At 44.9% G+C, this 20,302-nt stretch carries 16 protein-coding genes and 1 pseudogene; 3 read left to right on the top strand and 14 right to left on the bottom strand.

The genetic code is table 11. The annotated features are described in order from the left end of the window. Window positions 1–14 precede the first annotated feature (14 nt). Window positions 15–1,226, bottom strand: a complete 1,212-nt coding sequence (gene fabD / locus JMN17_RS04870) for an ACP S-malonyltransferase (RefSeq protein WP_202327608.1) — start codon at window positions 1,224–1,226, stop codon at window positions 15–17. 888 nt (window positions 1,227–2,114) lie between these two features. Here fabD and JMN17_RS04865 point away from each other — a divergent pair. The 3 genes from JMN17_RS04865 (at window position 2,115) to JMN17_RS04855 (ending at window position 4,143) form a co-directional block, all read left to right on the top strand. Next, window positions 2,115–2,573, top strand: coding sequence for a GtrA family protein (locus tag JMN17_RS04865; RefSeq protein ID WP_202327606.1), 459 nt, complete (start codon window positions 2,115–2,117; stop codon window positions 2,571–2,573). Between the two features lie 6 nt (window positions 2,574–2,579). After that, window positions 2,580–3,473: a UTP--glucose-1-phosphate uridylyltransferase GalU gene (galU, locus tag JMN17_RS04860; RefSeq protein ID WP_202327604.1), complete on the top strand. Its 894-nt coding sequence runs from the start codon at window positions 2,580–2,582 to the stop codon at window positions 3,471–3,473. A gap of 73 nt (window positions 3,474–3,546) precedes the next feature. Beyond that, the gene (locus JMN17_RS04855; protein ID WP_087991399.1) at window positions 3,547–4,143 is read left to right on the top strand and encodes a DedA family protein; all 597 of its coding nucleotides are present in this window, start codon (window positions 3,547–3,549) and stop codon (window positions 4,141–4,143) included. A gap of 48 nt (window positions 4,144–4,191) precedes the next feature. Here JMN17_RS04855 and nrnB read toward each other — a convergent pair whose 3' ends face one another. The 13 genes and pseudogenes from nrnB to JMN17_RS04795 all read right to left on the bottom strand — a co-directional run bounded on the left by nrnB (window position 4,192) and on the right by JMN17_RS04795 (window position 20,297). After that, window positions 4,192–5,391: an oligoribonuclease NrnB gene (gene nrnB / locus JMN17_RS04850; protein ID WP_202327602.1), complete on the bottom strand. Its 1,200-nt coding sequence runs from the start codon at window positions 5,389–5,391 to the stop codon at window positions 4,192–4,194. Window positions 5,392–5,560: 169 nt separating this feature from the next. Next, entirely contained in the window at window positions 5,561–7,096 is a 1,536-nt protein-coding gene (locus tag JMN17_RS04845; RefSeq protein ID WP_202327593.1) for an acyl-CoA carboxylase subunit beta, read from the bottom strand. Between the two features lie 10 nt (window positions 7,097–7,106). Next, window positions 7,107–7,889 (bottom strand): enoyl-CoA hydratase, encoded by a 783-nt coding sequence (locus JMN17_RS04840; RefSeq protein ID WP_202327591.1) that lies wholly within the window; start codon window positions 7,887–7,889, stop codon window positions 7,107–7,109. 17 nt (window positions 7,890–7,906) lie between these two features. Beyond that, entirely contained in the window at window positions 7,907–8,809 is a 903-nt protein-coding gene (ldeG, locus tag JMN17_RS04835; RefSeq protein WP_202327590.1) for a hydroxymethylglutaryl-CoA lyase, read from the bottom strand. Window positions 8,810–8,823: 14 nt separating this feature from the next. Next, entirely contained in the window at window positions 8,824–9,045 is a 222-nt protein-coding gene (locus JMN17_RS04830; protein ID WP_087991394.1) for an acetyl-CoA carboxylase biotin carboxyl carrier protein subunit, read from the bottom strand. Between the two features lie 14 nt (window positions 9,046–9,059). Next, entirely contained in the window at window positions 9,060–10,394 is a 1,335-nt protein-coding gene (locus JMN17_RS04825) for an acetyl-CoA carboxylase biotin carboxylase subunit (RefSeq protein ID WP_202327588.1), read from the bottom strand. 9 nt (window positions 10,395–10,403) lie between these two features. Then, window positions 10,404–12,050: an AMP-binding protein gene (locus tag JMN17_RS04820; protein ID WP_202327587.1), complete on the bottom strand. Its 1,647-nt coding sequence runs from the start codon at window positions 12,048–12,050 to the stop codon at window positions 10,404–10,406. A gap of 42 nt (window positions 12,051–12,092) precedes the next feature. Beyond that, window positions 12,093–13,235, bottom strand: coding sequence for an acyl-CoA dehydrogenase family protein (locus tag JMN17_RS04815; RefSeq protein ID WP_202327585.1), 1,143 nt, complete (start codon window positions 13,233–13,235; stop codon window positions 12,093–12,095). Window positions 13,236–13,594: 359 nt separating this feature from the next. Then, a complete protein-coding gene (locus JMN17_RS04810) occupies window positions 13,595–14,062 on the bottom strand; it encodes a GNAT family N-acetyltransferase (RefSeq protein WP_250621880.1) in 468 nt (155 codons plus the stop codon). Beyond that, window positions 14,057–14,161 (bottom strand): annotated as a pseudogene (locus JMN17_RS22100) (GNAT family N-acetyltransferase); the annotation flags it as partial. The gene JMN17_RS04810 and the pseudogene JMN17_RS22100, both read right to left, overlap by 6 nt. Before the next feature lie 115 nt (window positions 14,162–14,276). After that, window positions 14,277–15,809 (bottom strand): glycoside hydrolase family 10 protein, encoded by a 1,533-nt coding sequence (locus JMN17_RS04805; protein ID WP_087991390.1) that lies wholly within the window; start codon window positions 15,807–15,809, stop codon window positions 14,277–14,279. Window positions 15,810–15,961: 152 nt separating this feature from the next. Further along, window positions 15,962–16,354 (bottom strand): DUF1360 domain-containing protein, encoded by a 393-nt coding sequence (locus JMN17_RS04800; protein WP_087991389.1) that lies wholly within the window; start codon window positions 16,352–16,354, stop codon window positions 15,962–15,964. Between the two features lie 109 nt (window positions 16,355–16,463). Further along, entirely contained in the window at window positions 16,464–20,297 is a 3,834-nt protein-coding gene (locus JMN17_RS04795; RefSeq protein WP_202327728.1) for a non-ribosomal peptide synthetase, read from the bottom strand. Window positions 20,298–20,302: the final 5 nt, after the last annotated feature.

Here is a 20,302-nt window from a genome sequence, read left to right as displayed (position 1 = left end):
CCCTCCTGGGCGCTTTATTTTAAAATCCGTAATTGTTCCCAAGCCGGAAGCTGTTTAGCCTTGCAAATTAATTTGCATAAATGGATCGAATGTTCGAATTCTTGTTCTGAAAGCTCATCTCCATGTCTTTCCATTCTCTCCATTCTCTCCTTCAGCTCATGGATTTGCGTAAATAATGGGGTCGTCATGTTGGAATAAGCCGATGAATCCTTGTTGTAATTTCGCGCAATGACGGTTTGAATCATCAATTTATTCAGTTGTTTTTTGCGTAAACGGACAACAAGTTTATTTCTTTCCGCTGAATTGGAAAGCTGGTGAATATCAGATGTCTGTCCTAAAGGATAAGGTGCAATGTGATTCGTTATTTTTCTCAGCAGACCGGATAAGACATTGTTCGGCCCCATTTCGATGACTTCCGTAACTTCTTGTAGAAGCAAGTAATGTATTGATTCCGCCCATCTAACCGGCATCGTCATGTGCTGCTTGAGATGTTCGTTGATCGAATTTCCGCTGCTGTAAGGGTGTGCGGTGACATTCGAAATGATCGGCCATGCGGCATCCCGGAAGGAATACTGGTGTAATACAGTCTGGAATTGTTCGGATGCTGATCGTATCATCGAACTGTGAAAAGGCGCACTGACATTCAAATAAGTATATTTAGCCCCCTTTTCCTCCGCCATCCTGATGACACGTTCCACAGCTTCTCTATGTCCGGAAACCACATGCTGCTGGTCTGAATTCATGCAGGCGACATCTGCCGGACATTCTTCCGTCGACACTTTTGAACATATTTCTTGCAATGTTTGAAGAGAAAGCTGAGTCACGGCGGCCATCGTCCCCTGCTGCTGAGGGTCCGCATTTTGCATAAGAATTCCTCGCTGTCTTACAAGTGTAACGGCATCATGAAAAGAAAGGGCGCCCGCACAGACAAGCGCTGAGTATTCTCCTAAGCTATGACCTGCAAGAAAGTGAGGCTTAATCCCTATTTCCTGCATATACACTTGAAAAGCAATCACACTGACCGTTAAAATAGCGGGCTGTGCATTCATTGTCTTTGTCAATTCATTCATATCACCGTTAAAACACAGTTTTTTTATATCAAAGGAGATCGCATCGCTCGCTTCTTCAAATAACCTCTTTGCGAGCACAAAATCATTCCAAAAAGGTTTGCCCATTCCTACAAATTGAGACCCTTGTCCAGGAAATAAAAAGGCAAGATTGTTCATGAGCTTCCTCCGTTCACATTGAAGATTGATACAATTTTATACAAAATATCCCTATATCTAACATCCTAGCATGATTATAATAAATGTGTATAGAATACTTTTGGAGGAGTTATTGCTCGATTTTACAAAGGACCTGGATACATTTATTCATGAAATATAAGCGTGGGCTGATACTGAAAAATCAGTCTTAAAGAGAGATGATAAAAGCCGGGATGGAAGTCTGTTACCGACTCTTCTTCACTTAGATAGCGCCCTTGATGTTCATTGTTTTAGGACTATTGACATAATTGTGTCGGAAATTACATATTTTCTTTTTATTGTAAAAGTCAATTTGTATATTTGTGAAGGATTGTAAATTGATTGTGGTTGATTATAGATGTTGCGCTCGGAACTTCTCAATCTATTGAATTTTGGCAACTTCTTCTGCTGATTCCTGTTTCCATTGTTCTCTTCTTTGTAAGACACTTCTTTATCAAATCGCATTCCTCTTTCGAAATCCGTCATATTTTTTCATCTTTCTATGAACAAAGTTTTCAGGCACAATAAAACAGCCGTTCAGAGCGATTGTTTTTTTCAAGAGCATAAGAACTATTGAGCAGTATTCCCGCCGTCCATGACCTGTGGCGCCTTTTGCTTTGTCGCTGGTCAAGCAGCGATTCCTTTCTCCTTCCCTGACAGCAACTGTTTTTGGGGAACGACCAGGAAGATGACGTCCTCTCCCATCTTGAAAAAAATGATTAAAAGTTAACATTTATACAGAACATTAAAATTCCTAGCAAAATGTTAACGTAATGAATCTGCAAGGCCTCATTAATTTTTCATGTTTTGTTCATATTTTAGTAATTGTTTATTCAACACTGTCCGCTAAAGTAATCCATATCAACAAATATGACAGCCATCTGTATCTTTTATGAAGGGAGGTCAAAACCGCGTGCCGTTATGCTGAAAGAAAAAATAAAAACATTAGGCCGTTTTTGCACCGTGGGCGTCGGCAATACACTGATAGATTTTGGTGTCTTCTTTCTTCTCACCACTTGTCATGTTCCGTATCTGCCGGCGCAGATCTGCTCCTATTCTGCAGGTATCATCAACAGCTATGTGTGGAACCGGAGTTGGACGTTTCGTGTAAAACGTAAGGCTGGGGGAAAAGAGATCGTGCGCTTTCTCATGATTAATATTGCCGCGTCGGGGATTACCTTTTTGCTGCTTTATTTGTTTCAAAAAGGCGGCTGTTCGCTTTTGGTGAGTAAGCTCGCCGCCACTATCGGCGGAATGATGATGAATTATATCGGAAACCGAATCTGGGTATTTGGAGATTCGCTGAAAAACATACAGGATCAGGAGTGAAGATGAATGAGAAAAAAAGTGAGAAAAGCGGTCATTCCCGCAGCGGGTTTAGGAACGAGATTTCTGCCGGCGACAAAGGCGCAGCCGAAAGAAATGCTCCCGATTGTCGACAAACCAGCAATTCAATACATTGTAGAAGAAGCCGTAGAGTCAGGAATTGAAGATATACTGATTATTACAGGGAGAAACAAACGCTCGATTGAAGATCATTTTGACCGATCGGCGGAATTGGAATTCAATCTGCGGGAAAAAGGCAAGACGGAGACGCTTAAGGAAATGCAGCAGATTGCCGATTTGGCCAATATTCATTATATTCGTCAGAAAGAACCGCTCGGATTAGGTCATGCGGTGCTGTGTGCGGAGCATTTCATTGGAGATGAACCGTTTGCCGTCCTCTTAGGCGATGATATTATGGTGTCTGAAAAGCCGGCTCTTCGGCAATTAATGGATGTATACGCCGCTTATGGCACAGAGGTTGTCGGCGTACAGTCTGTTCTTCCTGAGGATGTCAGCAAATATGGTATTATTCAGACATCAGGCTCTCAAGGCCATGTGTATGAAGTGAACGATTTAGTTGAAAAGCCGTCTCTGGAAGAAGCCCCTTCCGAAATTGCAGTGATGGGACGATATGTACTGAACCCTTCTATCTTCCCTGTTTTGAAGTCGATCCGGAGAGGCGCAGGCAATGAGATTCAATTAACAGATGCACTTCGTGAGGTTTGCCGCACCCAGCCTATTCATGCGCGGCTTCTGGAAGGAAAACGATATGACATTGGCGATAAATTGGGCTGTTTTAAAGCAAGCACCGATATCGGCTTAATGCGTCCTGAAATGAGATCTCAGCTTTTAGCTTATTTAGAAGAAGTGCTAAAACGGGAAACAAAAGAAGTGCTGCGATAAAAAAATTTGTAACCATCTTGCTCGTCAATCAGTCATATAATAGTGAAAAAGATAAGGACAGGTTGTGAAGAATGTGGGCAGTTTGATAAGCGAAATTTTAACTTGGCTGACGAATATGGGATATGCGGGCATTGCAATTGGTTTGATGATCGAAATCATACCGAGTGAAATTGTATTGGCCTATGGCGGCTATATGGTATCGGAAGGCACGATTGGATTTATTGGCGCCATTATTGCGGGGGTTATCGGGGGCACCATTGCCCAGATCTTTATTTATTGGATCGGTCGCTATGGCGGCAGACCGTTTTTGGACAAATACGGGAAGTACTTATTGATTAAAAAGCATCATATTGATATGTCAGAAAACTGGTTTCAAAAGTACGGCACGGGGGTTGTCTTCTCGGCACGTTTTATACCGGTTGTCAGACATGCGATATCCATCCCCGCAGGCATTGCCAAAATGCCGTTTTCCAAATTTGTGGTCCTGACTGTACTCGCGATCATTCCGTGGTCTATCCTGTTTGTTTATTTAGGCATTCAGCTCGGAAGCCAGTGGGATGATGTTGAGAACATTGCGGGCACTTATACAACACCGATTATGATACTGGCTATTGTCGTGATTGCCCTTTATTTTGCGATTAAAAAACGCACAGCCATTTTTAAACGATAGCTGGCGGATATGCATAGGGATGATTGATGCACCCCTATGCATATTTTTTTATCTGCGCTGTTGGTTTGCCAGCTTCAAGTGTTCCGCTAAAAATGCGACAAATACTTCATCACGCACGAGCGATGCGGCATAATTTCTTTTCATAAACCATTCTGCTTCTTCAAAAGATGTGAATGTTTCATCCTGTGTTTCCCCGTTAATTTGAATATTCCACTCGTTGTCTAAAGGAAACAGAAAAAATCTCATTTGTGCGCGATTTTCATACAATGATCCGTTGGCAGACCCCTTTAGGTTATAGAAGTTACGGAAAGCATCCGGCCTGACAGGATCAATTCGGAATGCTTCAGCAACAAACAATTCGTATACTTCGTCGGTTATAGAACAGCCGGATGCCTTTGCATGTCCTCCGCCTCCGTATCGGCCGGCGATCTCTGACACATCGATGTCATCGTGAATGGTGCGCAGGCTGACTCGTTTTGACCCCATGCTTAAAATCGCAATGTAATCAAGATGCGGATTTTCTTTTCCAAGCCTGTTTCCAAGCTCTGAATGGTACGATTCTGCGTGAACGATGCCCGCACAGTGTTCGTGAACAAAGGTTTGCACCAATTCCCTTTTCTTCCTGCGAAGGTAGCGCTCGATTTTTTCGTCTTCTAAATCAAGCAGCTTTTCTTCAAATTCATCAAAGAAAAATTCATCATGCGCAGAAAGACGCTGAATCATTTTTTTTTCAAATTCATCGATTGACAGCAAAAAGAAAAGGTCATTAAGCCGCTTCGCCTGTTTTTGATCGTACCGCTCCCATTCCCATGTATCATATTGGCGGACGAGTTCTGTGAATTGATCTAAGGCATTTGTCGGTTTCATGAAGCCATTTTTAACGAGATAGTCATATAACAGCGATGTGGCCGATGAAAGCCGTCCATCATCGTATTCCACTTGGACAAATCCCCATTCATGCTCATTTAAATGAAGAGCTGTTTTATGATGGTCAATCAGCTTCACTTTTCCGCCCGCTTGAACATACTCATTCAATCTCTTTTCGTTTTCTTCGTTAACGGCGAGATCGGTGATGAATAACGCGTCTTGTCTGTTGTTCTCTTTCGCTTTTTCTAAAAAGTGCTGCACCTGAGCGTTTAAGCCGTTGACAGAGTTATACCGGATCTCAATATCTTTCCCGAAAGCCAATTTTGCTACGATTCCGCACCCTACTCCGTCCAAGTCGTTATGTGAATATAAATGATACATCATGTAGGCCCCTTTTTATGATGAACTGATAATTGCCGCTAGTGAGGCAGCCTTTATTTACTATTCTAAAAAACATAGCGTTTTATGCAAAGTTGATTAGTTAACATAATGTGATTATTGTTAATAAAGAAAGAGCGCCTTTTGCGCTCCTCCCTCATTCCTTGCTTTTTTACACCGGATAAACCGGATGCTTTCGATTGGTAAATGTCATTTCCTTTGTCATATATGCCTTGAGCCGTTTGGCCAGTTCATCACGCAGCGAATTGGCTGGAATGACGGCATCGATGATCATCTCTGAAGCCAGGCGGTATATATTGATGTCCTCTTTGTATTCCTCCCGTTTGCTGCTGATAAATGGCACCCTCTCTTCTTTCGGCAGCTCGGCGATTTTTTTCGCGTAGACGGCGTTTACAGCTGCTTCTGGGCCCATGACGGCGATTTGGGCGGTTGGGAGCGCCAAGCAGCAATCCGGTTCAAATGCCGGCCCTGCCATTGCGTACAACCCCGCTCCGTACGCTTTTCGGACAATGACAGAGAGCTTGGGAACAGTTGCCTCTGACATCGCTGAAATCATTTTTGCTCCGTGCCTGATGATGCCGGCTTGTTCTACCTTTGTGCCGATCATAAAGCCGGGAATATCTGCTAAGAACAGCAATGGGATATGAAACGCGTCACATAAGGTAATAAATTTAGCCGCTTTGTCTGCTGAATCATGGAATAAGACGCCTCCTTTTACCTTCGGCTGATTTGCAACAATGCCGACAGGCTGCCCGTGAATTCGTGCGAGGCCCGTTATTAATTCAGGTGCGAATAAAGCTTTGATTTCAAAAAATGAGTCTTCATCAATGACCCGCTCTATCAGCTCATGCATATCAAATGGCGCATTTTGGTTCTGCGGAATGACGTCGGCAAGCGGGCTGTCGAAGTGTTGTGGCGGGCGTTTATCCTGAATGGGCGCTTTAGCTTGATAATTAGCCGGAAAGTACGATAAATAAGCCCGTGCCAGACGTATGGCTTCTTCTTCAGTGTCTGCAAGAATATCTCCGCACCCTGAGATTGAGCAATGCATACGGGCGCCGCCCATTTCTTCGAGAGACACTTTTTCGCCAATGACCATTTCCGCCATCCTTGGTGAGCCTAAATACATGGAGGCGTTACCGTCTACCATGACGACTATGTCACAAAAGGCCGGGATATAAGCGCCTCCTGCGGCAGACGGCCCGAATAGCAGGCAGATTTGCGGAATGCGCCCTGATAATTTGACTTGATTGTAAAAAATTCTTCCCGCGCCGCGTCTCCCTGGAAATACATTGATTTGGTCGGTGATTCTGGCGCCTGCCGAATCGACTAAATAAAGGAGCGGACAGTTTAATTTTTCCGCTGTTTCTTGGATTCTGATGATTTTTTCAACGGTTTTCGCTCCCCATGAGCCTGCTTTTACCGTTGAGTCATTGGCCATGGCGCAAACGGTTTGGCCGCCGATTTTGCCGATGGCTGTTATGACTCCGTCAGCGGGAAGCCCGTCTGACATGCATTCCGCAAAAAAAGCGTCTTCAAGCTCGATGTCATCGTCAAACAAAAGAGCAAGCCGTTCTCTGACAAAGAGCTTGCCTTTTTCTTGGTTGCTCTGATGATACTTTTCCGCCCCGCCTTGTCGTATCCGATCGGCCCGTTCTGTTCGTTCCTTTTCATAATCCATGAGCATTGCCTCCCTTTTATATTCCCTTGTATACGGCCCGTCTTTTTTCTTGAAACGCCTGAAGTCCTTCTCTTCTGTCTTTTGTCGGAATGGTATGTTCATATGCTTTTTGTTCAATCGCCAGACCTGTAGCGAGATCTGTCTCCAATCCTTTATTGATTGCGAATTTAGCCTGACGGACAGCGATCGGCCCGTTGGCAGAAATGGCTGCGGCCAGTTCCTCTGCTTTTGGCATGAGGTTACAGGGTGCCGTGACATGCTCTACAAGGCCTATCTCCTTTGCTTCGTGTGCAGTTACGCGTCTGCCTGTATAAATTAATTCTTTTGCTTTTCCTCTGCCGATCAGCCGCGGGAGCCTTTGGGTTCCTCCAGCGCCTGGGATAATGGCTAACCCTGTTTCCGGAAGGCCCAGCACGGCAGATTCAGTTGCGATTCGAAGGTCGCATGCCAATGACAATTCAAGACCGCCGCCCAATGCGCTTCCGTTTATCGCAGCTATAACCGGCTGCGGCAGGGCATCAAGCAAAGCCGCGGTTCTTTGAATGAGAGATACACTTTCAAGAACCTGATCTTCTTTCAGCTTTAGCCGTTCTTTTAAGTCTGCCCCCGCGCAAAACGCTTTTTCGCCGGTACCTGTGAGGATGACGCAGCGGATGTTTGCATTGAATTCAATTTCCTGAAGAATCACATGCAGGTTTCTGAGCATTTCCGCTGAAAGAGCATTTGCCGCCTGAGGCCTATTTAAAGTGATCACGGCAATGTGATCGTTTTGAACGGTAAAAAGAATAGATTCTTCCATTGTATTTGTCCTCTCTTTTATGAAGATGATTTAAACACCTGTAAATTTCGGCTCGGCAGTTGTTTGCCCATTTTCTCTTCTATCCATTTGGCCGCAGAAAGCAGTTTATCGAGCTTTACATTTGTTTTGATGCCCATGTGTTCAAGCATATACACGATGTCCTCAGTTGCGGCGTTTCCTGACGAACCTGGAGCATATGGGCAGCCTCCAAGCCCGCCTGCCGAGCCGTCGAACACAGTGATGCCCATTTGGAGCGCTGTGACCATGTTGGCCAGCGCCGTTCCTCTCGTATCATGAAAATGCAAGGCGATTTGATTGGCGGGGAATCGTGGCAAAAGAGCTTCAAGCACGGTTTCAACTTGGGCGGGATTTGCCGCTCCGATTGTATCTCCAAGCGACAGTTCAGAAATTCCAAATTCAAATAGGGCTTCAGAAAGACGAATCACTTGTTCAATGGGGACATCTTTTTCGTACGGACAGCCGAAAACGGTTGAGAGGTAGGCTCTTGTTGTGAGGTTTGCTTTTATTGCGTCATCGTTTACTTGTTTGAGAATGTGAAGAGTTTCAGAAGTCGATTTGTTGATGTTTTTTCTATTGTGCGTCTCGCTGGCGGACATAAAGACGCAAGCTTCGTCAATGCCTCCTTCAAGCGCATTCTCCAGTCCCTTTTGATTCGGAACAAGTGCCGCGTACGTTACCTCCTTTACACGGTCGATGCCTTTTGCGACGTCTATCGCATCTCGAAGCGCCGGAATCCATTTCGGATGCACGAAGGATGTGATTTCGATGTAGGAAAGCCCTGTCCGGGAAAGCTGGTTGACCCAAGTGATTTTATCTTCTGTTGCGATCCATACGGGCTCGTTTTGTAAGCCGTCACGCGGACCGACTTCTTTGATCTTCACTTTTTTAGGATATGACATGTTCTTCCTCCAGATTATTGAGTGGAATCGCTCAGTACGAGCAGCACGTCTCCTTCATTTGCGAAATCGCCCTCATGTTTTTTGACTTCTTTTACGATTCCGCTTCTGTCTGAAACGATCGGTATTTCCATTTTCATTGATTCCAGAATGGCAACTTCCTGGCCTTTTTCAATTTGGTCGCCGGCTTTGACGTGCACTTTCCACAGGTTTCCCGCCATTTGTATCTTAACTGTCATGACAACTGCCTCCTTTATAGGTGTTGTTTCAAAAAGTCAGTCGTAACATCCCCTTCTTTAAATGCTTTTGATGCCGCAGCCTGTATGAGAAGCGGAAGATTTGTTTTGATTCCCTCTATCTGATAGTCGCTGAGCGCTGTCTCCAGTTTTTCAATTGCCTCCTCTCTGTTTTGGCCTTTGACAATCATTTTGGCGATCATCGGGTCATAAAAAGGGGTGACAGTACTGCCTTTCGCTACCGCACATTCGTGTCTGACGCCTGTTTGGCCAGGGAGTGAAAACGCAGAGATCGTTCCCGGTGACGGATAGAAGGTCTTCGGATCTTCCGCGTATATTCTGACCTCTATCGCATGCCCGTTTCGTTTGATGTCTTTTTGAGAGAATGTGAGAGTTTGGCCCGCAGCAATACGTAACTGCTGCTCTACTAAGTCTAGGCCTGTTATTTCTTCAGTCACGGGGTGTTCAACTTGCAATCTTGTATTCATTTCGAGGAAATAAAAGTTTTGATTCGGATCAACTAAAAATTCAATGGTTCCTGCGTTCGTATAGCCGATCGCTTTGGCTGCTTTTACTGCCGTTTGCCCGATCTTCATTCTCAGTTCATCGTCTAAAAATGGAGACGGCGCTTCTTCAATGACCTTTTGATGGCGTCTTTGAACTGAGCAATCGCGTTCAAACAGGTGTACTGTATGGTCATGCTGATCGGCCAAAAGCTGAACTTCGATGTGGCGGGCGTGTTCAATGACTTTCTCTATATACATCGACCCGTCGCCGAAAAAATCTGCGGCACGCTTTTTGTTCCCCTCGTACGCCTTTCTTAATGCTTCTTCGTTCTGAACAAGCTGCATTCCGATGCCTCCTCCGCCCGCTGAAGCTTTCAGCATGACAGGGTAGCCGATTTGATGTGCGGTGAGGCAAGCTGCCTGAATGTCTCCGAGGGATTCAGAAATGCCGGGAACGACAGGGACTCCTGCTGCCTCCATTGCTTTTCGCGCTTCAATTTTGCTGCCCATCTTTGCGATGATATCGGGTGCAGGGCCGATAAACACGATGTTTTCTTGCTTGCAGCGTTCAGCGAATCGGCTGTTTTCTGATAATAACCCGTATCCCGGGTGGATCGCGTCGGCGTTTACTTTTTTTGCCGTCTCTATCATTCTCTCTATATTTAAATAACTTTCACTCACTCTTGATTCCCCGATCAAATAAGCCTCTGTGGCCGCCTTTGTATGGGGTGCGTCTCTGTCTGCTTCTGAATAAACCGCGACCGTTTTGATGCCGAGGCGGCTGCACGTTCGGATAATTCTCATTGCGATTTCTCCGCGGTTGGCGATTAGTACTTTTGTAAACATGGCTTCACCTCATTGACATGATAAGTTGAACAGTTCAATCGTTTTTTCACGCAGTTTATATTTTTGAATTTTACCTGAAGCCGTCATCGGGTACTCGTCTGTCAAAATCACATAACGCGGAATTTTGTGGCGGGCGATTTTCCCTTTGCAATAGGATTTAAGCTCTTCAGATGAAACGCTTTTTCCGTCTTTTAGTTTAATCCACGCTGCTGCCTCTTCCCCGAATTTGGCATCAGGCACACCAACGACCTGTACATCTATAATAGCGGGATGCCGGTATAAAAATTCTTCGATTTCCCGAGGGTAAATGTTCTCACCGCCTCTGATGAGCATATCTTTTAATCTTCCGGTGATGCGGCAGTACCCGTCTTCATCCATGACAGCAAGATCTCCGGTAAACAGCCATCCGTCGGCATTGATTGCTTTTTTGGTTGCTTCTTCATTTTTATAATAGCCTTTCATGACATGATAGCCGCGGGTGCATAGCTCTCCCTGCACGCCTCTTTGAACTTCTTGACATGTTCCGGGCTCTACAATTTTCACTTCTGCATGAGGCAGGACGCGGCCTGTTGTATCGACTCTCCTTATGAAGGAATCATTGGCTCTCGTTTGCGTAATGACCGGTGAGGCTTCGGTTTGTCCATAGGCGATCGTAATGTCTTTCATACCCATCTTTTCAATGACAGCTTTCATCACTTCACTTGGACAGGGAGAGCCGGCCATGATGCCTGTTCGGAGCGTCGATAAATCATATGCTTCAAAATCCGGATGATGCAGCTCGGCGATAAACATGGTCGGCACGCCGTGGAGCGCTGTGCATTTCTCTTTTTCGACCGTTTTAAGAACGGAAACGGGATCAAATTCCTGTACAGGTATCATGGCTGCCCCGACGGACACACACGCCAAAACCCCGAGCACGCATCCGAAACAGTGAAAAAACGGGACAGGGATGCACATGCGGTCTTGAGAGGTTAATGCCATACATTCAGCGATATTGGCAGCGTTATTGATGACATTAAAATGGGTCAGCATCACACCTTTAGGAAACCCTGTCGTTCCTGATGTGTATTGCATGTTGATCACATCGTCTTTTTCAAGGCTGTTCATTCTTGCTTCCAGCTCAGCATCTGTCACTGTTTTTGCAAATCTCTCTGTATCCCCCCAATGATACATGCCCGGCAAAGGTTTATCGCCAATATAGAGCAGCATTTTTAAAAAGGGATAGCGTGCTGATGTCAGCTGCCCGGGCTCGGCGGTTTGCAGCTCTGGAATGAGGCTGTTCAGGATGTCTGTGTAAGAAGTGCCCCGGTATGAATCCATGACAATAAGCGCCACGGCATCCGATTGCTTTAACAAGTAATCGAGCTCGTGTGCTTGGTAATTGGTATTGACGGTCACGAGCACGGCTCCGATTTTTGCGGTGGCGAACTGAACGGCCAGCCATTCGGGGATATTTGAAGCCCATATGGCTACGTGGTCTCCTTTCCCAATCCCCATCCGCATGAGTGCTTTAGCGGTTTGACGGCACAGGCTGTCAAATTGGGCGTACGTATAGCGGATATGTCTGTCTGGATAAACAACCGCTTCTTGGTCGGGATAGGTTTCAGCGGTTTGTTCCAGCAGTCTGCCGATTGTGGAATGGATGAGTTCAGCCATGCATTGTTCCTCCTTTCTAAGATATGGGAAAGCGTTTACATTTTACGTTAAAAGCTGTCTGGCGATCACGATACGCTGAATTTCAGATGTGCCTTCACCGATTTCCATTAATTTTGCGTCCCGCAGCATCCGCTCTACCCCATATTCCCTCATATAGCCTGAACCTCCATGGATTTGAATAGCTTGATTGCAAGCTCTTGTCGCCATTTCAGATGCAAAGAGCTTGGCATACGCCGCTTCTTTTGTGAACGGTCGTTTATGGTCTTTCAGCCATGCGGCTTTTAACACCATTTGCCGCGCCAGATCAATTTCCATCGCCATGTCGGCAAGCTTAAATTGTATCGCCTGAAAGGAAGAAATCGGCTGTCCGAACTGCTTCCGTTCTTTCGCATATGCCAATGATGCTTCAAGTGCGGCTTGGGCAATGCCGACTGCAAGAGCGGCGATAGAGATTCGTCCGCCGTCCAGCGTGTATAGAAACTGCTTAAACCCTTTTGTTGGATCACCGAGTAAGTTGCCCGCAGGCACTCTGACATCTTCAAGCAAAATTTCCGCTGTGTTTGAACCTCGGACGCCCATTTTATCGTACGGGCTCGTAATCGTAAGTCCGGGTGTGTCGGTTGGCACAATCAATGCGGAAATGATGTTTTTTCCGTCTTTGTTTTTGCCTGTTACTGCGGTCACAATCACCGTGCGTGCGTAGCTTGCATTTGTGATCCAGCATTTTTCGCCGTTAATCACGTACTCGTCACCGTTTGTCACCGCTTTCGTTTGAGTGCCTCCTGCATCTGATCCGGCATTTGGTTCCGTTAGGCCGAATGATCCGAGTGCTTTGCCCGACGCCAGCGGAGTCAAATGCGCCTGTTTTTGTTCTTCTGTTCCGAAGTAATAAAGCGGGCTTGCGCCGAGCGAGACCGCCGCTGCATAGCTTAATCCAGTACTGCCGCAGGCTTTGCCGATTTCTTCAACCGCTAAGGCATATGAAATCGTATCTCCTCCCGATCCGCCGTATTCTTCTGGAAATGGAATGCCCATCAGCCCGATTTCACCCATTTTTTTAAATGTTTGAATCGGGAACTCGCCTGTTTGATCTACATGTTCAGCGTGAGGAGCAATTTCTTTTTTCGCAAAATCCTTTACCATTTCACGCACCATTTGCTGTTCTTTTGTCAGCTCAAAATTCACGTGGTTTCCTCCTTCACATCTTTGTAACATCCTATTAGGCGAGTTCTGTAATCATTCCCTGACAAAAGAAGTCTGAAAATTAAAACGGGGTCATTTTTTATGTAAAAACATCTACGGGATGAGCATACATAGCATACATAGCATACATCCATATCGCAAACGCAATGGCGTGCCTATTTGATAGTGTCGGGAACTGTGATCGATCAAGTTTTTGATAAAGAAAGTGCAGCAAAAAGGGTTTCTTCAGCCGGATCAGTTAAAATGGCGTATGACCAGACTAGATTGGAGATTCGCCCCGCAATTAAGTGAGCTCTTCTGTCAGACATTGATATTCTGATTGTATTTAAAAAAAGAAAGACTTATATGTATTCGTTTTTAAGAAGGCCGTATATCTCTACATCAACAACTCCTTTACCTGACCAATAGGACTCCTGCCTGAGCAATCCTTCTTTTATAAAATTGTTTTTTAAGAGGACGTTTTTTGAAGCTTCATTTTCAGGCATGACTTCAGCTTGAATCCTGTTTACATTGACGTTTTTAAATAAAAATGCTGCAAGCATGCGGACGGATTCTGTAGCAAACCCTTTCCCCCAGTATTCTTCACCTAAGTAGTATCCAATTGTCACCATGTTTACTTTTTGATTAAAATCCATCGCTTCAATAATCCCAACCAGTGTATTCTCTTGATTCTGCGGAAAAATCCCCCACTTAATTCTGCTTTTTTTGTTGTAGTCCCTATCAAAATGGCCGATCATTTTATGTACTGTTTTTATGTTATGTTTCGGGATGATGCCGCAGTATTCAAATACTCTGACATTATCATAAATCGAAAATACGTCCTGTACGTGCACCTCTTCAATTTTACTTAAAACTAGATTCTCAGATTCCAATACTGGGAAATGTCCAAAAACCGCTTCCATATTCATATGAGTCTCTCCCTTGCTTTTTTTCTTTAACAAATTCAGCGGCTTATCAAAAGAATCCTGTCTCCAACATCACTTTTAAAAAAAAGACGACTTTGAAAGCCGTCCTTCTCACTTCTTATTTTGTCTTTCGTTTGGAAGCCTTGCTTTCGTTATGGAGCCGGTCTGCTGAAGTGACATAATACGTATACTTCTTGTTTGGGTCTGCTGTTTCATCTAAGAAGGTTTGCTGCCCATTTGTTTTTCTCACGGTTCCCAGCAATGTTTTGGTCGATTCCCCTTCGGCTCTGTATATCGCATAATAGGTAGTTTCTTTCATTTTTTGATTTGACGGGTGGTCTTGAATGAGCAGCAGGTTTCCGTTTTTGTCTTTGGTGACCTTCGTAAGCTTTGGTTTTTTTGGTGCGGCACTGTCAAGCCAAGGCATTTGCGGAACCAATGCCGGTTTGCTGTAAAGCTCGGTGATGAGCCTGTCTTTAATGCCAAGCGGATTTTTGTTGAGGTCTTTGAGACTGAAGTGCATGCTTCCTTTTACAAGCTCAAGCTGACGGTTTAAGGTGATTTGTCTTACATACTCCTCAGGGTCGGACCATGGCGGATCAAAGTTGTTGTTGATTTTATAAGCTGCCTGCCCAATATATAAATGAACAGGCCTATTGTTGACTTCATTGCTCCACCAATCAGCCAGCACGTCGTAAGCCGCTGCGTTAAAGCCGATACTCCAATAGATTTGCGGCGCAATATAATCGATGTCTCCTTCTTGAATCCAATGTCTTGTGTCGGCGTATAGGTCGTCATAATTCCTGACGCCTGCTTTGGTATTTGAGCCGGTCGGGTCATCTGCCGCGTTTCTCCATACACCAAATGGACTGATGCCGAATTTGACATAGGGTTTCGCGGCCTTGATCGTTTGGTTGATTTGTTTGACTAGCTGGTTCACATTATCACGCCGCCAGTCATCAATATTGGAAAACGTGCCTTTTCCATATTGTTCATATTGTCTTTGATCAGGAAATTCCTGTCCCGCTATTTTATAGGGGTAAAAATAATCATCCATATGAACAGCATCGATATCATAATGTTTTACGACTTCCTCAATGCTTTTCACGATAAAATCTCTCGCTTCAGGAATGCCCGGATGGTAATAAAGCTGGTTTCCATAAGCGGCAACCCATTCTGGATGCTTTCGTGCCGGATGATCCTCAGACAATTTATCGAGATCCGTATGATTCATCGTAATACGGTAAGGATTAAACCATGCGTGAAATTCCAAATTTCGTTTATGGGTTTCTTCAATCAAAAATGCTAGCGGATCATAGCCCGGGTCTTTGCCTTGGACACCGGTTAAGTACTCAGACCAAGGTCCGTAAGCGGACGGATAAAAGGCATCTGCCGTCGGTTTAATCTGAACAATAACGGCATTCATTCCCATTGTCTGTACATCGTCAAGCAGTTTGATATACTCTTGTTTTTGTTCTTCCGTTGTTAAACCTTTCTTTGACGGCCAATCAAGGTTTAAAACGGAAGCAATCCATACGGCTCTAAGTTCCCTGTCAGGATGCGCATTGGCCATAAACGGAACGGAGATGACAAACGTTCCGATGATCAAGCTGACAAGGAAACGGACAATCGGCTTTTGGCGAACCTTCATTCTGTTTCTTCTCCCCCATTACATCACTTTCACTTTTCGCTATTACGGTATTCCCGGGCTGCAAAAGGGTGCTTAATCGGTTTGAAGAAATCAGGATTTACGTCTATATCACCAGATAAACGAAAAAAGTCCTGAAGCATATTTGCGCTGCTTTAGGACTTTTTATCATTTAGCATGGTTTGCAGGCTCTTTAACACATCAACGAGTTTTACGCCGACACCGACAGCTGTTTCAAGAATCGCTTGTGCTCCTGCGATGGCTAAAATAAAGATGACTGGAACTGCAATACGAGGCAAAAAGAGATAGCCCAATCCGATCAAGATCGCACACCAAACGCCGGCACACCAGTAGCAATTGAGCATATACCCAAAGTTAGAAGCCGGAACGTTTTTTACATCTACATGCCCGTTTTGATCAATGATCCTTTTCTTTTTCATAAAAGGTTTTCGGATAAATTCTGTGATTTTGTCGAATACAATCAAATGTGTCAGCCTGTAGCTGGCAAGAATCAGCATGATAAAAGTAAGCCAAGAAAGATCATCCATGACAAGCCTCCAAGAAAAAGGATGATGTTATCATTCCCTAGTGTCCTTTATCCATTCTTGATACAAAAAAGAAGACGGACAGAGAAAGGGTCTCTGTCCGCTAATCGCTTTATCGTTTGTGCAGTATTGCTTGATTTGTAGTGATCTTGTCTAAAACGTCAAGGATGATGGCAGCGTTCTTTTCAGCATATGTGCTTTCCAGCATGTCTTTATGAGCGCCGAAACCAGTGTATTCGCTGTAGCTTCCGAAGGCGGCGCCTTTCCATTTCGTTAAGCCTGTATGCCCGCCAATTTCGGTTTGAATTCCAGCTTCAATGAAATGAATGTTTGCTTTGATATGCCCTTCATTCAGTAACTGCGACCAATATTTCTGATAGTTTCTTTTTTTCTTCATCACCTTTTCTCTGACTGCTTCAGGCAGGTAAGCTGCCGATTCGTCATTTCCAGCATCGATAGGGATAGGCTGTTCTTTTAGATAAGCGTCCACGATAATAAAGTCACTGACTTCCAATCCTCTCTGCTCCATAGCCTGTACCACTTCAAAAGCAAGGTTGCCTCCCGCGGAGTAGCCTAATAAAACGTATGGGCCTTCAGGCTGTATGTCTGTGATGTAATTGACATATTGTTCAAGGCGGGTATCATTTTCAATAAAGTGAAATCCGTATACGGCCGCCTTGTCATTCAGCAATAAAGCAAGGTCTTTGAAATAAATGCCAAATCCCGATATCGGCGGGAAGCAGAAAAGGTTTCGCGCGCCGTGCTGGTTCAGTTTGATCACATGCTGTTCATCTGCCGCTGTCAGCTGTTTAGAATAAAGTTTTTCGGCAAGCTGAGCGATTGTCGGATATTCGAACAAGAGATCAATCGGTATGTCTATTTGCTGCTGATGCTTCAATGTGTGTATGACTTGCAGTGCTTTTAGTGAATGTCCGCCAAGAGCAAAGAAGTCATCATCAATACTGATGGTCTGGACACCGAGAACATGTTTCCAAATGTTTGCCAACTCTTCCTCAACCAAGTTTCTGGGCAGTGTGATGTCCTGCCGTTTGTCAGGCTTGTTTTCTGGAATAGGAAGAGCGCTGCGGTCTATTTTTCCGTTTCCGGTAAGCGGCATCCGGTCCACACGCACCCAGTGCTGCGGGATCATATAGTCCGGGAGCACACGCGCCAAATCGGCGCGGATCTCCTTTTCTGTTCGTTTGCCATCGCTGACGTAATGAGTGTGCAGCTGCGCCTCTCCGTCTTTTTCTTTCATTGTCACTGCCGCTTCCTGCACACCTTCCATTTCTAACAGGCGCGCTTCAATTTCGGCGGGCTCAATTCGTTTTCCCCTGATTTTTATCTGCCTGTCAATCCTGCTGATGTATTCTAGGTTTCCATCGGGCAGCCAGCGAGCTAAATCACCTGTACGATATATTCTTTCTCCAGACAAGAAAGGATGAGGAGAAAAAACATCATTTGTGAGGTCACCTCTGTTCAAATAGCCTTTTGCGACCCCATCACCGCCGACACAAAGCTCTCCGGGAACGCCTATTGGCAAAAGACGGCCTTTTTCATCTAAGATGAATGCGGTGCTATTGCTGATTGGTTTTCCGATCGGAATCGGCCCTGCATAGTCTCTTTTCATCTTAAAAAAGGTTGAAAATGTCGTGTTTTCCGTAGGCCCGTAAATATTATGAAGCGCCAGATCTGGACAGGCGTGTCTGACAGCATTCATAAGGGCAGGCGAGAGTGCTTCTCCGCCGACATATAACGTATGGAGCCCGCGGAACATGTCTGCTTGAACTTGAGCCAGCTGATTAAAAAGAGCTGTTGTTAAAAATAGTACTGAGATGTTATTTTCAAGCAAATACGCACCAAACCGATCAGGTGCCAGCATTGTCGATTTATCAATGATATGAAGACTTGCACCATTTAATAGCGCACCGAACATTTCAAAGGTGACGGCGTCAAAGCTGATAGATCCAGTCAGAATAAATCGGTCATCAACGGACGCAGACGTGTAATTGCTGTTTTTGACAAGGGACACGACATTGCGATTGGTGATCATGACGCCTTTCGGCCGGCCTGTTGATCCTGAGGTATACATGATGTATGCAAGATCGTCCGGGCTAGAGCCGACGTTGATAGGGGTATCATTCTCTTCCATCCAGGCATGTGCATCTGAAGTCATACACGTTCCTGAGAACGAAGCGTTTGCCTCTAACCCTTTTTGGATAATTAGTATTTTCGCTTGTGTTTCCTCGAGCATAAAGCTGACACGTTCAGGTGGGAGCTCGGCGTCAAGCGGGAGGTATGCTCCTCCTGCTTTTAAAACGGCAAGCACACTGATCATGAATTCGCCAGAATGAGCAGCCAATATGCCGGCTGTCTCGTTCTGCCGAAACCCTTTTTGATATAACGCTCTGGCGAGTGAATTAGAGCGTTGATCAAGTTCTTTATACGAAAAAGTCAAATTCCCACACACAAGTGCGATATGGTCTGGCGTCTTTTCTGCTTGTTCACGAAATAAATCTATAATTGTATGATTCTTTGGATATTCTGTTTTTGTATTGTTGAACTGTGTGACAATCTGCTCTTTTTCTGTAGCATCAAGAAAAGAAAAATCAGCAATTGGCGTATCAGGGTGATGGGCCGCTGTGCTTAGCGCTTGTGTAAATTGCCTTTTGATACAGCTGATCCAGGCAGCATCGTAAATGAACGCATTATAGCTGAATTTGATGATCAGTTCTTCGCCGGGAGCAACGACAAGATTAAAGTGATATCCTGATTGCTCGGATACCTTCACTTGATCGATTTGCAGTGGTGAATCCGCGGAATCGGCGATTTTCTGCTGTATCGGATAGTTTTCAAAGACAATAATGTGATCAATCAGTTCCTGTTTTAAAGCGGTGTTTGCCTGAATATCAAATAAAGGCTGGCAGGTAAACGGCTCAGCTTCCAGCATTTCTTTCTGGCATCGTCTGACCAGCTCCTGAAACGTTTCGCCTTGAAATGTTTGAATGCGAACCGGAATGGTATTGATAAACAATCCTATCATTTGTTCCACACCCGGAATTTCTGACGGTCTGCCTGATACTACTGCGCCAAATACAACATCGTCTGTGCGATTATATTGCTGTAGCATGACGCCCCAGACGGTCTGGATAAAGGTGGCTAGCGTGACGCCGTGTTGTTTGGCAGTCTCTTTGAGCTTGTCTGTCAGTGGTTTATTTAATGAAAATATCAAATCTTCACGTTGATAACCCTCTTTTGTTTCTTCATCAGACACACGAGGCAGCGGTGATGGGGTGCTGTAGTTTTTTAAATAGGAATCCCAGTACTCCGCCGCTATTTCTTTGTCACGATTTGTCAGCCAGGAAATATAGGTGCTGTACGGACGGACAGGGTCTAAAGAAAGCGGTTTTCCTGCATGAATCGATTGATATATCCGCATAAATTCCTGAAGAACGATGCCAAGGCACCAGCCGTCCATTAAAATGTGATGGTGGCTCCAGATGCAAACATGCTCCTCTTCAGCTGTTTTGAATAGATAAATCCGCATCAACATGTCTTTTTGCAAATCAAAGCCTTTTTGCTTGTCCTTCTCCTTAAAGCATTCAATATACTCATTCTGCCCGTTTGTGGGCAGATGGGAAATGTCTTCGCTGTACAAATGGAATTCGCGTTCTGTCATCACGACTTGCCGAGGTCCCGACAAATGCGGGACGTGCGGCAAAAACACGGTTCTGAAAATGTCATGGCGGTCGATGATGGTTTGAATGCTGCGCTGAAACCATTCATAACTGAGGCTCCCTTTAATGGTGAAGAGCGACTGCTCAACGTATGCCCCCTCCTCTTGACGGAGGAAGGAATGAAACAGCATTCCCTCCTGCATATGACTCAGAGGATAAATATTCTTGATTTTTTTGATCTTATCCATAGCATTTGCACCTTTCTTCACGGATT

The sequence above is a fragment of the Bacillus sp. RHFS10 genome (genome assembly GCF_016757475.1).
Classification (GTDB): Bacteria; Bacillota; Bacilli; order Bacillales; family Bacillaceae; genus Bacillus; species Bacillus subtilis_G.
Note: the sequence above shows the minus strand (reverse complement) of the source record. Positions and strands in the feature narration are given on the sequence as shown.